The sequence below is a fragment of the Neobacillus ginsengisoli genome (genome assembly GCF_030813055.1).
On sequence record NZ_JAUSTW010000015.1, the window covers coordinates 18,696 to 35,402 of the forward strand.

A 16,707-nucleotide genomic window follows, 5' to 3' on the forward strand; every position below is an offset into this window, starting at 1 on the left:
GATGGTTTAATTTTATTAACTACGTGCATTAAAAACATAATGACTAAATATAGGTAGCTCAAAATATGTTCCGTCAGAACATCTTCCAGAGCTTACAATGAGTGGATTGGAAACAAGATTATTTGTATGGATTACAAAGTCTTGGACTTGATCTCATGATGAATAGAACAAGCAGGTAAAACAAATCGGAAAGCACAATGGACCACAAAATAATTAAAGGTGAGGTTTAAATATGACAACATTTCTTTTAGTCATCATTTATTTGGCTTTTATCAGCTTAGGTTTACCTGATTCATTGTTGGGGGTAGCATGGCCTGTGATGCAATCGGACTATGGGGCCCCACTTGAGACTGCTGGATTACTTTTTATGACGATTGCAGGTGGTACAATTATTTCCAGTTTAGCTAGCGGAAAGATACTTAAACGGTTCGGTACTGGCAATATCACATTTGTCAGTTGCTTAATGACTGCTGGTGCTTTGCTAGGATTTCATTTTGCTCCATCGGTCGTTTGGTTAATTGTATGTGCCATACCACTTGGATTAGGTGCAGGATCTGTTGATGCAGGATTAAACGATTATGTTGCTACACATTATAAGGCACACCATATGAGTTGGTTACATTGTTTTTGGGGAGTGGGAGCTACTTTTGGTCCTATCATTATGGCTCAGTTTATTTCAGAACAACATTCTTGGAGAAATGGATATCTTGCAATCTCTGGAATTCAGTTCACCTTAACTGTAATCCTTCTCTTCACTTTGCCCTTATGGAATAGAGTGAAAAAAAACAGCAATATCACCTTACATGAAGAGCCGGAAGATTCAAAGGGTGTATTTGATAATGAAGATGTTAAACATGTAAAACCTTTACAAATTAAAGGAGTTAAACTGGCTTTGATCTCCTTCTTGTTTTATTGTGGAGTTGAATCAACAGTGGGTCTTTGGGGAAGTAGCTTTTTGGTAAATGTCAAGGAGTTACCCGTAGCGGTTGCTGCACAATGGGTTTCCTTATATTACGCAGGAATAACAATTGGTAGATTTATTACAGGCTTTATTACCTTTAAGATGAGTAACCGTACTCTCATTCGGATGGGGCAAACAATAGCATTAACTGGCGCCACACTTCTATTCCTACCACTGCATTCCACTTTCTCGCTTGTAGGTTTTATTATGGTTGGACTAGGATTAGCACCGATATTTCCGTGTATGTTGCATGAAACACCAACACGTTTTGGGAAGAAGCATTCCCAGACAATTATGGGTTATCAAATGGCTGTTGCCTATACAGGTAGTACATTCATGCCACCTCTTCTTGGTTTCATTGCATCTCATTCAACAATAGGAATCTTCCCATTTTGTATTGTTGTTTTTGTTGCAGCAATGCTCCTAAGTTCAGAAAAATTAAATACCTTACTGACAAAGAAGGATGTATTAAAGAGGAAAGATACAAGCTCAACAGCATTTTAATCATGTAGGGGTTCAATAGATAACAAAGTTGCTTATTTTTACATTAAAGGAAAATATATTAGGAGTGATTTAAAATGAAAACTGAAAAAGAGAAAATGTTAGCTGGAGAATTATATACAAATGACGCTAATTAAAATAAAATGTGAAACAAAAAACGGGTGATGACTCCCACCACCCTAAATATTTGTTAAATTCATGACCTGTGTCATTATTGAATTACTTGGACTATTGTTTATTTGCAATTACCTCATTACTGACTGATAGATTTATTTTCTTCCTCATTGGATAATAGTATAGGACTAAGGGAGCAACTAACCCCATTATCCAAGCAATATCTGTCCCGTCCAGAATTTTAGAAATTGGTCCAACATACATGGTCGTATTCACAAATGGAATTTCTAGAATAAAAGAAACCAGGTAAGCAATAATTGCAATCCAATTAAATTTTCCATACTGCCCATTTACATCAAAAACATCCAATACATTGTATTCTCCTCGACGTAAAAGGTAATAATCGATTAAGTTAATAGCAGTCCATGGAACCATAAAATAAGAAAGTAAAAGAATAAAATTCTCAAAATTAGTTAAAAAGTTTCCATTCCCCCATATCGCTAATCCTGTTCCAATAAGTGCAGTTGCAAAAACTAGCCAAAATCGAACTTTAGTTGTTGCTTTTAATTTTGTAAATGCTTCTAATGTTGTTGTAATTGACATAAATGCACCGTAAAGGTTTAGCACATTTACCGCTAACACACCTAGCACAATCACCATGTACATTAAAACAGCTAATTGAGGTCCAACAAGTTTTGCTAGCCCTAAACTTGAATTATCTAAAAATTTAGGAATTAATGCCGTAAGAATAACACCTAGTGACATCATCCAAACCGTTCCAATCACAGTTCCTGCATAGGTATAACCAAATGTTTTTGATGATGGGGTATTGCTTGGAAGATATCTTGAATAGTCGGCTACATATGGTGCATACGTTAATTGCCACGTTGCTGCTATACTAACCATTAATAAAAATGAACCCACTGAAAAATGACCTGGTGACCATATATGAGCAGGCATTTGAAGACGAAAAGCCTCAACAGTAACAAAAATAAAAACAATAGCGAAAATAATAGCAAAATATCTCTCCAACTTATGGATTAAATCATAACCAATCATAGTAATAACAAGTGCAATTATGCTCACTAAAACAATTCCCCAGTTAACAGGAATGGAAAATGCACTGCTGATTGCCTGAGCACCGAGCACACTGCTACTTGCAAAAAATCCAATATACATCAGTATGACAACAAAAAGAGGAATAACCGCACCTACTACCCCAAATTGGGCACGACTTTGAATCATTTGAGGAATTCCTAGTTTTGGTCCTTGTACAGAATGGGAAGCCATAAAAATCGCTCCAAGCAGATTCCCTACAACAACTGCAATGAGTCCCCAAAATATGCTTAAACCGAATTCAATCGCTAGGGCACCAGTAACAAGAGTTGTTACTTGCATATTTGCGCTGAACCAAATCGTAAACAAATTGCGAACACTACCATGTCTTTCTTCCTCAGGTATAAATTCTATCGTTCGTTTTTCAATATTCATTGAAACCCCTCCATAAATTTAGCTTTTTTTTAAATTTTACAATGCTGTGCCTCAATCCTATTTTTTATGGAATCGTTTTCAAATGCATTTAACCTAATTAAACTGTTTAGCTATAGCTAAATTTATTCTAATTAGATAAGGAGAAATAAAATAGTAGAATATATATGGAGAATGTAAAAATTATATTTATTTGTAATTTTCACTCTATAATATTTGGTTGACTTTCTTCATTTTATTTAGATTTTATATATTATTTTTATATTCATTCCAGTTATTGATTACTGAATTTTTGAAATAAAAATAAATTTGTACTAGTGTATTCCTTAAAACAAGCATATTTTTTGTAATGTCACAATCCGATTAGGGAACATCATCCTTTTCGTATTTAATGAATGATTGGTTATATCTTACCCCATAGATTTGTCAGAAAGATTATGGTTAGGATCTACAGGAGTATTTTAAACCTTTATTGGGACAATATAATGGCTAATGAAACAACTGCTATGGAAAAGGGGAAGGGAACGTTGATACGTAATTTCAAAGTACAACCAGAGGGAATTATTGAAACCAGCGCAAGAGGGGTTGAAGTATTGAAGACCCCTCAACTCAATAAAGGTGTGGCTTTTACTTCGGAGGAGCGGCGTGAACTGGGTCTCCGCGGGCTTCTCCCTACAACTGTTCTTACCATTGAACAGCAACTTGAACGAGCCTATCAACAGTTTTCTAGTCAGTCCACGGATGTGCTAAAAAATGTTTACTTATCGGCTCTTCGCGACAGGAACGAAGTTTTATTCTATCGACTGGTTTCCGAGCACTTGAGTGAAATGTTGCCCATTATCTACACCCCAACAGTCGGTCAAACGATTGAGCACTACAGCCACCTTTATCGTCGACCTGTTGGTGTTTATCTATCCATCGACGATCCAGACAGTATTGAAGAAGCATTTACTAACTTCGGTGCTTATGCTGACGAAATTGACCTCATTGTAGCCACTGACGGTGAACGTATTTTGGGCATCGGAGACTGGGGTGTTGGCGGCATTGACATTGCGTTAGGTAAGCTCACCGTGTATACGGTTGCAGGTGGTGTTGACCCTCGCCGCGTGATCCCAGTCATTTTAGATGTAGGCACAAACCGGGAAGAATTACTGAATGATCCGCTTTACGTCGGAATTCGCCATCCACGGATTCATGGTGAACAGTATGATGCGTTCATTGATACGTATGTCCGTACAGCAAGCAAGATGTTTCCAAATGCACTGCTTCATTGGGAAGACTTTGCACAGCCAAATGCCAGACCAATCCTTGAAAGATATAAGCATGAGATCTGTACATTTAATGACGACATCCAGGGAACTGGTGCGGTTTCGCTGGCGGTTGTATTGTCAGCTGCGCGTGCTTCAGGAATTCCTTTGTCGGAACATCGTATAGTTGTATTTGGCGCGGGGACAGCCGGTATCGGTGTTGCTGAACAAATTCGCGATGAGATGGTACGTGGGGGACTTTCCCAAGAGGAAGCAAACAGCAGCTTTTGGGGGATCGACCGACCGGGGCTGTTGCTCCAAACTACGGAAGACCTACGTGATTTTCAGAAGCCTTTTGCACGACCAGTGAAAGAAGTGGAAGACTGGAATAAAGATGCAGAGGGTAAGATTAGCATTCTAGAGGTGGTTCAGCGAGTACATCCCACCATTCTTATCGGGACTTCGACGGTTGGAGGAGCGTTTACGGAGGAAATTGTCAAAGCAATGGCTGCTCACACAGCCCGCCCCATCATTTTGCCTCTCTCCAACCCCACGGATAAGTCCGAAGCAAAACCAGCCGATCTCATAAAATGGACAGATGGGAAAGCCTTGGTTGCCACCGGAAGTCCGTTTGAACCGGTCCATTACAAAGGGGTAACATACATCATTGGGCAAGCTAATAACGCCTTTGTATTCCCTGGAATTGGACTCGGCACGATTGTGTCGCGGGCAGAGCGAGTAACCGACGGCATGCTCGTTGCTGCTGCAAAAGCTGTGGCGGGGATGGTTGACACTAGCGCGCCAGGTGCATCATTGATACCCAAGATTGAAGACATGCGGATCACTTCAGCAGCGGTCGCTATTGAAGTGGTAAAGTCCGCCATTTCTGAAGGCGTGGCAAATTCGCAAATCAATGACGTTCAGCAAGCCGTACACGAAGCGATATGGCAGCCTAAATATAGACACGTCAAGGCGGTACAGCATTTTTCATGAGTGTGGGGCAGTTTCAATCTAGGTTATTGATAGTAATGTTAGGGAGTGGGCGGAATGCCTACCCCTTTTTTAATACTCGATTTACTCAGTTTTTACTCACAAAGAAAATCCGTCCCTGACACACAGTTACGGATCTCGCAATAAACCCGGTTGATTTTAAAGGAGAGATTACCTCTCTTTTTATAGCTTATAGCGACAAAATGTCCTTAGCATATTTTAATGTTGGCAACAATCACAGTGACAAAATGCATTTTTGTATAAATTGAAGCAGCGGTGAAAGCGCTCTACTATTAAGATAGAAAGTTCAACAAATAAGTTGAAGGGGGAAAAGAAAAATGAACGAGACAGTAAAAGACAACAAAGATGTCAAAGTTAAAATACAAAAGTTTGGCAGTTATTTAAGCGGCATGGTTATGCCGAATATCGGTGCCTTTATTGCTTGGGGACTTATTACTGCTTTATTTATTCCAACAGGATGGATGCCGAATGCAGGGCTGGCGAAACTGGTTGGTCCAATGATTACCTATCTATTGCCGTTATTGATTGGTTTTACCGGCGGTAGAACAGTTTATGATATTCGCGGAGGTGTCGTTGGTGCCGTTGCGACAATGGGTGTGATCGTAGGTACAGATATTCCGATGTTCCTTGGAGCAATGATCATGGGACCTATCGGTGGATTTGCGATTAAAGGCTTTGATAAGCTCATTCATGGAAAAATTAAGGCTGGATTTGAAATGCTTGTCAATAACTTCTCTGCAGGAATTATCGGTGGTGCTTTAACATTAATAGCATTCAAAGGTGTTGGGCCGGTTGTTGAAGCATTAAGTAAGGTTTTAGCTTCAGGTGTGCAATTTATTGTCGATCATCATGCATTACCATTAGCAAACCTGTTTATTGAACCAGCGAAGGTATTATTCTTAAATAATGCTATTAACCATGGAATCTTAAGTCCATTGGGTGTTGAACAAGCAACGCATACCGGAAAATCGATTCTCTTCATGCTTGAAACAAACCCTGGTCCGGGATTAGGTATTTTACTAGCATACTGGCTGTTTGGTAAAGGTACAGCAAAACAAACGGCACCCGGTGCAGTGATCATTCACTTCCTAGGTGGTATTCATGAAATTTACTTCCCATATATCTTAATGAAACCAATGTTAATTCTTGCAGCTATAGCTGGCGGTGTCAGTGGGGTATTCACCTTTACCTTATTCCATGCAGGTCTAGTAGCAGCTCCCTCTCCTGGAAGTATTTTTGCCCTTCTAGCCATGACGCCAAAAGGCGGTTATGTGGGTACGCTTGCAGGGGTTATCGTAGCAGCAGCAGTATCATTTGCAGTATCGTCATTAATCTTAAAAACAAGCAAGGCGGCGGCAGAAGAGGATTTAACCTCTGCCACAGCGAAGATGGAAGAAATGAAAGGCAAGAAGAGCACGGTTACTGCCGTGTTAAATAACACTCAAGCTGTATTTAATCCTGATCAAGTGAACAAAATTGTGTTTGCCTGTGATGCCGGAATGGGTTCCAGTGCAATGGGAGCTTCAATTCTAAGAAATAAAGTGAAAAAAGCAGGATTAGATATAACGGTAATTAACACGGCCATTAATAATCTGCCTGCGGATGCTAATGTTGTTGTTACGCATAAAGATTTAACCGACAGAGCAAAAGCAAAGCTTCCAAATGCAACTCATATTTCGGTTGAAAACTTCTTAAATAGTCCAAAGTATGACGAATTAGTAAATGGTTTAAAAACCAGTTAATGTAAAAAAGGAACCCGGTGAATGCCGGGTTCTTTATTTACAAGAAAATCTAGTATAAAATTCAATCTTTAAGAATTGTCCAGCTCCAGCGCCTAGGGGCTCGGGGTCATAAGCCAATCCGTACTGAAGGTTAAAAAGCAACCTTGCTGGCTCGTCTTATGCCTGTCGCCCCTGAGCAAGGCGCTTCCGCTTTTATAATTTTGTCAACAAGTATGATGACTAATTTCGTTTTTCCTCTTGTTGTATAAAGGTGTTTAACGTTTTACTATTAAAATGTAAGTTTGAAATTATAATTTTGGCAACAACCTAGGGTAGGAGGACGCTAGTCGGAATTCCTAAACGGAGTGAGATCTATGTATATTTCAGCAAGAGAAAGACAAATTCTTGAAATCTTACTAACCGAATCAAATGAGTTGACCGTAAAAGACCTCGCAGACAAAATAGGCGTAAGTGGAAGAACCGTACACCGTGATTTAAAGAATGTGGAAGATATTCTTGAAGAGTACAATCTAATTTTGCAAAAAAAATCAGGTGTAGGAATCCAGATTACAGGCGATAAAACCAAGATTCGCGACCTTGAGATGTTTTTATTCAATCTCTACCATACCGAATATACACCGGATGAACGGCAGACGATGATCTTATGCACGCTGCTGGAGTCAAATGAGCCGGTAAAGCTGCTTGGTCTGGCAAATGATCTTAATGTAACCATTGCAACGGTTAGTAATGACTTAACGAAATTAGAAGATAGCTTAAAGTCATTTGGGTTGTCATTAATCCGAAGAAGAGGTTACGGGGTTGAAATTGAAGGCTCTGAGACCGCAAAACGAAAAGCCATGAGGAGTTTAATTGCTGAGAATCTGGATGAATCAGAAATTCTTTCATTGGCAAAAGAAAATATTCAAAAACGCTCCAATCAGCAAATTGATACCGTATCTGAAAAGCTATTAGGTTTAGTTGAAAGGAAAAAGCTGCTCATTGTCGAGAATGTGATCGAATCCATCAGTCAGGAGCTTCCTTTTTCAATGGCAGACAGCGCCTATATTGGTTTAGTTGTCCACTTGGCGCTCGCTGTAGAAAGAATCCAAAAAGGAGAAGGCATCACAATCGATCCTTCTTATTTAGAAAATCAACAATCAACAAAAGAATATTTATTTGCGAAAAAGATTGTTGAACAATTAGAACAATCATTTCAAATTACGATTCCTGAAGCAGAGATTGGGTATATCACGATGCATCTAATGGGTGCGAAACTGCGCCATGATCATGAATACTTGATGGAAGCATCCAGTCTGCAGGCAGGAATTAAAACAAAGGATCTCATTGAGTATGTTGAAAGACTATTAGATAGGGATTTAACAAATAATCGTTCGTTATTTGAAGGATTAATGATGCATTTAAAACCTGCCCTCTATCGGATTAAACAGAATATGGGGATAAGTAACCCGTTGTTAGAAAAAATTAAGAACGATTATGGAGAGCTGTTTTCTGTCGTAAAAGAAGCGGTTGAACAAGTGTTTTTTGAGTTTCATGTTCCTGATGAGGAAATAGGCTATCTTGTGATGCATTTTGGGGCTGCGGTGCTCGGTAATAAGGTAATGGGAGAGCTTAATACATTAGTGATATGCTCTAGTGGAATAGGCACATCGAAGATGCTCGTAACCAGATTGCAAAAAGAGTTCCCTGAACTGGATCAAATACAAAATATATCAGTAATGGAATTTAAGAAAATGAAAGCAAGTGATTATCACTTGGTCATCTCAACGATTCCAATCCCCGGCTTTCAGGAAGATTATATTCTGGTAAGTCCGATTCTAAATAAAGTTGAGATTGAAAAAATTCGCACGGTTATTGCCCAATTGCTAAAAAAGAATGCCGGCCAAAAAAAAACGGGCAGCACATTAAAGACTGTAGAAAGTAAAAAAAGTGTCCAAAGACTTGTTGAAGAAATGGACAGTGTTCAGGATTTTGCCAAGGCAATCTCTAAGATATTAATAGGCTTCGACAGAAAAGAGCTAGATGGATATTCCACGATTGAGGACCTATTAACACAGGCATGTCAAGAGCTTTATGCTGACCAAAAGATTAAGGATAGGGAAGAGGTTGTTTTTTCGTTAATCGAACGAGAAAAGCTTGGGGGGCTAGGAATCACCGGAACAACGATGGCATTATATCATGCTCGATCAGTAAATGTGATCGCACCCACCTTCACAATCTATACCCTTAAAAACCCTATTGAAGTACCGGGAATGGATAATGCTTATATGAAAATGAAGCATTTAGTTTTGTTACTGGCACCTGTAATAGCTTCAGAAGAAGAAATGGAAGTATTAAGTTTTCTTAGCTCATTGTTAATTGAAAGTGAAGAAACCATTTCTATTTTTCAGTCGGAAAACAAGGAACAGATTTCAGCATTGTTGACATCAAGATTTGATCAATTTTTCACAGAGAAATTACAAGAAATAAGGAGTGTTTAACCATGTCTCAAGCCATTTTAGCAAAAGAAAATATCTTATTAAATGCATCTGTCGGAACTAAAGAAGAAGCGATTAAATTAACAGGAAGTATCCTTGTTGAAAAAGGATATGTCGATGCAAGCTATATCGGAAAAATGCTTGAAAGAGAAGAGTTAACATCTACCTATATGGGTAATTTTGTCGCCATTCCGCATGGTACAGAGGATTCAAAGGAGTTTGTCAAGAACTCAGGAATTTCATTTGTCCAAGTACCCCAGGGAGTTGATTTTGGCGCTGGAAACATCGTAAAGCTGTTTATTGGAATTGCCGGCAAAAATGATGAACATCTTGATATTTTATCTAATATTGCGATTGTCTGCTCTGAGGAAGAGAATATTGAAAGATTGGTAAATGCAAAAACAGCAGATGAAATTCTAGAAATCTTTGAAGGTGTGGAAGGATAGATTATCCATACATTTGGGGGACGGTAAGCATCGGTTAGTGTAACGTGTATATTTCATTTTTTTGAGAAACAATAAATTTGTCTAATTTGTGACGACAAAGATAGCTTTCTTCTTTATTGAATGAGTGAGATTCGTACTTTATTCTTATTAAGGTACTCTAACAATGAAGGGAAGAGAGCAAATGGCTCAATCTAATATAAAAGTAGCTGTACAAAAGTTTGGTAATTTCCTAAGTTCGATGGTTATGCCAAATATATCAGCTTTTATTGCATGGGGGTTAATTACGGCATTATTTATTCCTACTGGTTTCTTTCCAAATGAAAACCTTGCCAAAATGGTTAGCCCTATGATTACTTATTTGCTTCCGCTTTTAATAGGTTATACAGGCGGTAAGCTAGTACACGACCAACGTGGTGCAGTAGTTGGAGCAATTGCAACGATGGGTGTAATAGCAGGAGCAGATATTCCGATGTTTCTTGGTGCCATGCTTATGGGACCAATCGGTGGTTACGTTATAAAGAAATTTGACCAATGGATTGAAGGAAAAGTTAAATCTGGTTTTGAAATGCTAGTTAACAATTTCTCAGCAGGAATCCTTGGAGGATTGCTGGCAATTCTTGCGTTTTTAGCTATCGGCCCTGCTGTGGACGTGTTTACCGGCTGGCTTGTAAAAGGTGTCGATTGGCTAGTGGGAACGGGATTATTACCGTTGACCAGTATCATCATTGAACCTGCAAAAGTATTGTTCTTGAATAATGCCATCAATCATGGTGTGCTTTCACCAATTGGTGTTGAGCAAGTTAAGCAAAGCGGAAAGTCAGTATTATTTCTACTTGAAGCCAATCCTGGACCTGGTATCGGTGTTTTGCTTGCTTATTGTATTTTTGGCAAAGGAGCGGCTAAGAAATCTGCACCGGGAGCAGCACTTATCCAGTTCTTTGGTGGAATTCATGAAATTTATTTTCCTTATATTTTAATGCGCCCGATGTTGTTTATTGCGGTAATCTTAGGTGGAATGAGTGGAGTATTCACATTGGTTCTTTTAGGCGGAGGTTTATTCGCTCCTGCGTCACCTGGTAGTATTTTAGCAATCACAGCTGTTACTCCGCACCATGCTAGTTCTTACATTGCTAACTTCGCCGGGGTTCTGGTAGCTGGAATCGTATCCTTTGTTCTTTCATCATTCATTTTAAAAACAAGTAAGCAAACAGATGAAAACATTGAAGAGGCTGCTAGAAAAATGCAAGAAATAAAAGGAAAGAAAAGCTCTGTAGCAAATGTATTTGCTTCAAATTCAAATTCACTGCCTGAGAACGTAAGCAAAATTGTTTTTGCTTGTGATGCCGGAATGGGTTCAAGTGCAATGGGAGCTTCTCTGCTTCGTAAAAAGGTAAAGGAAGCAGGCTTGAATATTTCTGTCACGAATACGGCGATTAGTAATATTCCGTCAGATGCACAGATTGTGATTACACAGGAAGAGCTAACACCAAGAGCTAACAATAAAGTTCCAAACGCATACCATGTGTCGGTCGATAACTTCCTCTCTAGTCCTGAATACGATAAATTAATTGATCAGCTTAAAAATCCTGAAATGGATGTGCTAGAGAAAATTGTTGAGGATGCTGATGCAAGTGTCACTTTTGCTGACAATTTTGATGCTGATGATGCATTGCTGAAGGAAGAAAATATATTCTTAAATCAAGAATTCTCCAATAAGGAAGAAGCAATACGTTTCGCCGGTAGAGCTTTAGTAAAGGCTGGATATGTGAAGGAAAGCTATATTGAAGCGATGATCGCGCGTGATGAAATGACCTCAACCTATATGGGGAATGATGTAGCAATCCCACATGGTACCGAAGAAGCGAAAAAGGATGTCCTTAATTCCGGATTTACGGTTTTACAAGTTCCTAATGGAGTAGATTTTGACGGCCAAAAGGTTCGGTTGATTTTCGGTATTGCCGGCAAAGATGGAACACATCTTGAAATATTATCTGGAATTGCCGTTACTTGTTCTGATATGGAAAATATTGAAAAGCTAGTGGTTGCAAAATCGTCAAGAGAAATAATGGATATACTGAATGGTAAAAAAATAGAAAGTTTAGTTTGAAACGAATAGAAAAGCGGCTTTGCTGCTTTTCTATTCACTTTTTTCTTGGTATGTAGCTATGACGCATGTGCTTTTCTAATGTTATTTCAGCTGAAATGAGATGGTAGCATGTTTATTACCTCAAGGGAAAAAACAATCATTGAATTAATTATTAAAACTTCAGGAAAACACACCGCATCGTCGATTGCAGCCTATTTAAATGTGAGTGTCCGGACGATTCAACGTGATTTAAAATCAGTAGAAAAAATTCTTAAGTCATTCGAGCTTCAGCTTGCGCGTAATTCAAATAAAGGTCTAATTATAGATGGAAAGAATGAACAAGTATTTCGGCTCATCCAGCACTTATTGGATGTTGAAACAATTGATCAACCACCACAGGAAAAGAAACTGCAGCTGCTTCTAGCTTTATTGCAAGAAGAAGCATTTAAAATCCAAGCGCTATCCGTTTATCTAGGTGTAAGTATTTCAACCCTTACGACATATTTGGATGAATTAACCGAGTGGTTAAGTCGATTTAATATCCGAATTATTAGAAAAAGAGGTGTTGGGATCGATCTTTTGGGGTCAGAATCAGACAAACGCAAAGCTCTTGCGGGCTATTATTTGCTTAATTTTCATGAAGAACTGATTGAGAGTATATTTCTTTTAGAAAATGAAAAGTGCTCTGAAGAATTGATTCTGTATTATTTAAAACCAAACTATCTCCTAGCTATTGATCGATTAATAAATGCTACCTTTAATAGTTTTCAGCCCCGTCTTGCGGATTTTGATTATATCAGATTAATTGTACATATTGGTATTACCATGCAAAGGACGGAAGAAGATTTTCAACTTGATGAAGATGGAGATTTTACTAGTGAACTGTCACATGAATATAACCTTATTAGGAAAATAAGTGACGAACTTGAAAATGCATTTTCGGTAGAGTTTACAAAAGAGGATTTAGTGTATTTGTCAGTGATTCTAAAAGGTTCTAAGCTTCAAGCTGCGGATGAGGTTCCCTATGATAGTGTTTTGCTGAGCCAGAAGATAAAAAACTTAATACAAAATGTGTCTTCGCAGCTTCATGTTGATTTAACAATCGACTTTTCTTTGTATCAAGGGCTGCTGGCTCATTTGGAGCCTTCATTATTCCGGCTTAAACAGCAAATGGGTCTATTCAATCCATTAAAAGAGGAAATTAAACGAAAGTATCCCGTCCTATTCATGGCGGTCAAGAACAGCGTAGAAAAGGAATTTATAGAAATTGATGAATTTCCTGATGATGAAATAGCCTTCATTGTACTTCATTTTGGGTCTGCATTGGTTATGAGAGAAGAAGAAATTTTAATAAAAGCTTTGATTGTATGTCCCACCGGTATAGGAACATCTAAGATGCTTGCGAGCCGAATAAAAAAAGAAATCATTGAGATTAATTCAATAGAAATCAGTTCGATTAAGGATATTCAGCAACATGGTAATTTAAAAAGCTATGATGTTATTATCTCCACTGTTCGTCTTCCATTTTTAGACATCGATTATCTCTTGGTTTCTCCTCTCCTCAATGAGGAGAATATTCTGACAATCAGGGGTTTTTTACGGAATAACATTGAGAATCTAACGAAAAAAAAGCACTTTATAAAAATTCCGCAAAAAGAGACTCTATCAATTAACTTAACAAAGGTAGGAGTTTCCTCGATTTTACAGGAGCTGGAAGATGTCCGAAAAAGTATCCAAGCTGTTTTAACTAATTTCCGTGTTTATAAGATGCCGCATCAAAGAGGACATGAACAGATTATTGAAAAAATGGTTAAGATGGCCGAAAAGGAAAAGCTTTTAACACATGTAAAAAATGTGTTGGAGTCACTTAAGGACAGGGAAAGAAAAGGTGGATTAGGAATACCGGATACAGAAATGGCTCTTTTTCACTGCAGGCATGAAAATGTCCATGAGCTAATTTTCCAAGTTACTCATTTAGATGAACCTATACAAATTAAAGGCATGGACGGAAAAATCATGTATATGAAGAATTTGTTTCTCATGTTGGCACCTGTGGAATTAAGGGTAAGAGTGCAGGAAATAGTAAGCTTGATTAGTACTAGTTTAATTGAGAGCCCTGAATCCATCATGATTTTTTCCTCAGCGAATGAACAGCATATTCTGCAAAAATTAGAAGAAAACTTTTTAGATTATCTTTACACAAATATAATAAAGGAATGATAAAAATGAAACAAACAGTCCATTTTGGTGCAGGGAATATTGGCAGAGGATTTATTGGAGCACTTTTTTCTCAGTCCGGATATCATGTAACCTTTGTTGATATTGCTGATCAAGTGATTAATATGTTAAACGAAAAAAAGCAGTATCAGGTTAAGTTGGCAACCGATAAACATGAAAGCATGACAATTGATAACGTATCCGGCCTAAATAATATGACACAGGACAACGAAGTAATTGAAGCGATCAAGCATGCTACCTATCTTACGACAGCTATCGGACCGAATATCCTTCCACGTATTGCACCTTTAATTGCGAAAGGATTGACTGAAAGAGTTAATTCAAATGCTGAAAAACTATATGTTATTGCCTGCGAAAATCAAATATCGGCAACAGACCTATTAAAAGGATATATATTTGAACATTTAGATGAAGAGACAACATCGAAATTAGCAGACAAAGTCTTTTTCTTTAATTCCGCAGTTGACCGTATTGTTCCTATTCAAAACAATCAAGGTTCGCTCGATGTTCTTGTTGAACCATATTATGAATGGGTTGTGGAGACAAGAGAAACCATCCCTTCGATTGAGGGAATGACAATTGTATCAGACCTTGCTCCTTTTATTGAAAGAAAGCTTTTTACAGTAAACACGGGGCATGCAGTTATTGCTTATCTGGGATATCTTAAGAACAAATCGACGATTGACCAGGCTTTAGCAGATGAGGAGATTGTCAAGCAAGTTCAGGCCACACTTGGCGAAACTGGCGCTTATTTAATTAAACAATATGGATTAAATCAAGATGAGCACCAACAATATATCAACAAGATTATTAATCGGTTTAAAAATCCCTACCTTAATGATGGTGTAACAAGGGTTGGACGCTCGCCACTTCGTAAGCTTGGACCGAATGACCGTCTGGTGCGTCCGGCTACAGAGGCTAAGAAAGCCGGGCTAGGCTTTACGAATCTTGCAAAGGCAATTGCTTCTGCCTTACTCTTTGATTACCAAGGAGATGAGGAAGCAGTAAAGCTTCAAGCGCTGATTAAGGATAATGGAATTCCAGCTATGCTTAAAGAAGTAAGCGGATTAGACGAAAACAGCGAAATCACTCGTGAAATTGTAAACCAGTACAATGCTATAAAGAAATAAGATATTTTAACTCCTCCCTTAAACACTGTTCTTATTAATGAAACAAGGATGCCGTCTGCACGGCATCCTTGTTTGCTTGAATATGCTCCTTACTCCCTAGAGAAGGGTTTTTTCAAATTGGTAGGCTTCCATTGGCCGCTCGTCATAATTTGCACCTTTACATCTACATCTAAGGAAGATGGAGAAAGCGGGATAACACCGTGTTTTTCATGTTTTTTCCATGATTCTACATTATTACGATAAAGTATTTGCGAAAGCTGATATACATCAATTTCTTTTTTTAGTCCAATTGTGTAGGTTCTTTTGACCTCCTTTTGCAGCATTTGTTCTGATAGTGATTCTAAAGTTTTCACAGGTAAATACTTTACTATTTGGAAAATATCCCCCTCAAAGCTAAGTTTCATCCGAAAATGGGGTTTGTGGTCCTTAATGTAGGGCTGGATTTTGATTTTTGGTTTTTTCAGCACGATTTCGGCAACTGGCTCCCCATCTCTTTTTAATTGGATAGGTGCTCGTTTTATCATCTTATCTGTCCATTTTAAGCCTGTTAAGTCCTTCTCAGACATGTACCCTTTGTAGCGCTTCGATGCTACAAAAGCCGTTCCGCTATACTTTAGCAGGGGGAAATCCTTTTTGTTTGATTTCCATCTTTTTTTTTCAATAGATAAGTAAGGAATTTGTGTTGTCATTCCAGGCTCATAAAAATTGGCACGAAATTTAAAGAACTTCAAAGGACTAAAAAGGGAATAATTTTTTGTCATTTCATTTGGGATATCCATAACAGTATAAAGGGGTGAGATATTCAGGATGGTCCCGGTTGCCAACACATCTTGAATTGATTCCTTTGTTCCAAACACCCACATCCTATTTCTAAACTGAAAGAATCGGGCTAAGAATTCATCGATTTGTCGTATATCTCCATTTTTCAGGACATTTTCAGAGAATACAATTGTTTTAATATGCTCCCAAGACACCTGTTGTTGGGCCGTTCTATAAAAATCGAACGCTGTATGGTCTAAAATCTCCCCGCTTCCTTTTCCGATAAAAATTGGCTGTGGAGCCCGATTTGCAGAACCTTCCTGTTTGGCAAAGGTTGAAAAATTAATTAATTGAGGGTAGATAACGTAACGGTTGTCTTGAAAGTCAATTCCTAAGGCATTAATATACCATACATGTTCTACTTCTCGGGTATCCCAACAACCAGTTAGCAGGAAAATGGATGCAAATACCATAAGAAGCTTTTGCTGAAGTGGGATTTTTTTCATCCTT

General features: G+C 38.3%; 10 protein-coding genes and 1 pseudogene. 9 read left to right on the forward strand and 2 right to left on the reverse strand.

The window, feature by feature from the left end; genetic code table 11:
• Window positions 1-61: 61 nt before the first annotated feature.
• Both J2S10_RS27635 and J2S10_RS25800 read left to right on the forward strand, forming a co-directional pair.
• A pseudogene (locus J2S10_RS27635) lies at window positions 62-179 on the forward strand (ROK family transcriptional regulator); the annotation flags it as partial.
• A gap of 53 nt (window positions 180-232) precedes the next feature.
• Window positions 233-1,465: an MFS transporter gene (locus J2S10_RS25800; RefSeq protein WP_307413812.1), complete on the forward strand. Its 1,233-nt coding sequence runs from the start codon at window positions 233-235 to the stop codon at window positions 1,463-1,465.
• 225 nt (window positions 1,466-1,690) lie between these two features.
• Here J2S10_RS25800 and J2S10_RS25805 read toward each other — a convergent pair whose 3' ends face one another.
• A complete protein-coding gene (locus J2S10_RS25805) occupies window positions 1,691-3,067 on the reverse strand; it encodes a purine-cytosine permease family protein (RefSeq protein ID WP_307413813.1) in 1,377 nt (458 codons plus the stop codon).
• Between the two features lie 527 nt (window positions 3,068-3,594).
• Between J2S10_RS25805 and J2S10_RS25810 the strand changes: the two genes are divergently transcribed.
• The 7 genes from J2S10_RS25810 (at window position 3,595) to J2S10_RS25840 (ending at window position 15,438) form a co-directional block, all read left to right on the forward strand.
• On the forward strand, window positions 3,595-5,304 hold the full coding sequence (locus J2S10_RS25810; RefSeq protein ID WP_370876292.1) for an NAD-dependent malic enzyme: 1,710 nt from the start codon (window positions 3,595-3,597) through the stop codon (window positions 5,302-5,304).
• Window positions 5,305-5,639: 335 nt separating this feature from the next.
• On the forward strand, window positions 5,640-7,064 hold the full coding sequence (locus tag J2S10_RS25815) for a PTS mannitol transporter subunit IICB (RefSeq protein ID WP_307413815.1): 1,425 nt from the start codon (window positions 5,640-5,642) through the stop codon (window positions 7,062-7,064).
• A 353-nt stretch (window positions 7,065-7,417) separates the two neighbouring features.
• On the forward strand, window positions 7,418-9,541 hold the full coding sequence (locus J2S10_RS25820) for a BglG family transcription antiterminator (protein WP_307413817.1): 2,124 nt from the start codon (window positions 7,418-7,420) through the stop codon (window positions 9,539-9,541).
• 2 nt (window positions 9,542-9,543) lie between these two features.
• Complete coding sequence (locus tag J2S10_RS25825) at window positions 9,544-9,984, forward strand: PTS sugar transporter subunit IIA (protein WP_307413818.1); 441 nt, start codon at window positions 9,544-9,546, stop codon at window positions 9,982-9,984.
• Between the two features lie 181 nt (window positions 9,985-10,165).
• Window positions 10,166-12,091: a PTS mannitol transporter subunit IICBA gene (locus J2S10_RS25830; protein ID WP_307413820.1), complete on the forward strand. Its 1,926-nt coding sequence runs from the start codon at window positions 10,166-10,168 to the stop codon at window positions 12,089-12,091.
• 108 nt (window positions 12,092-12,199) lie between these two features.
• Window positions 12,200-14,290: a BglG family transcription antiterminator gene (locus tag J2S10_RS25835; RefSeq protein WP_307413821.1), complete on the forward strand. Its 2,091-nt coding sequence runs from the start codon at window positions 12,200-12,202 to the stop codon at window positions 14,288-14,290.
• A 5-nt stretch (window positions 14,291-14,295) separates the two neighbouring features.
• Window positions 14,296-15,438, forward strand: a complete 1,143-nt coding sequence (locus J2S10_RS25840; RefSeq protein ID WP_307413824.1) for a mannitol-1-phosphate 5-dehydrogenase — start codon at window positions 14,296-14,298, stop codon at window positions 15,436-15,438.
• Window positions 15,439-15,527: 89 nt separating this feature from the next.
• Here J2S10_RS25840 and gerXC read toward each other — a convergent pair whose 3' ends face one another.
• Window positions 15,528-16,703 (reverse strand): spore germination protein GerXC, encoded by a 1,176-nt coding sequence (gene gerXC / locus J2S10_RS25845; protein WP_307413827.1) that lies wholly within the window; start codon window positions 16,701-16,703, stop codon window positions 15,528-15,530.
• Window positions 16,704-16,707 lie beyond the last annotated feature (4 nt).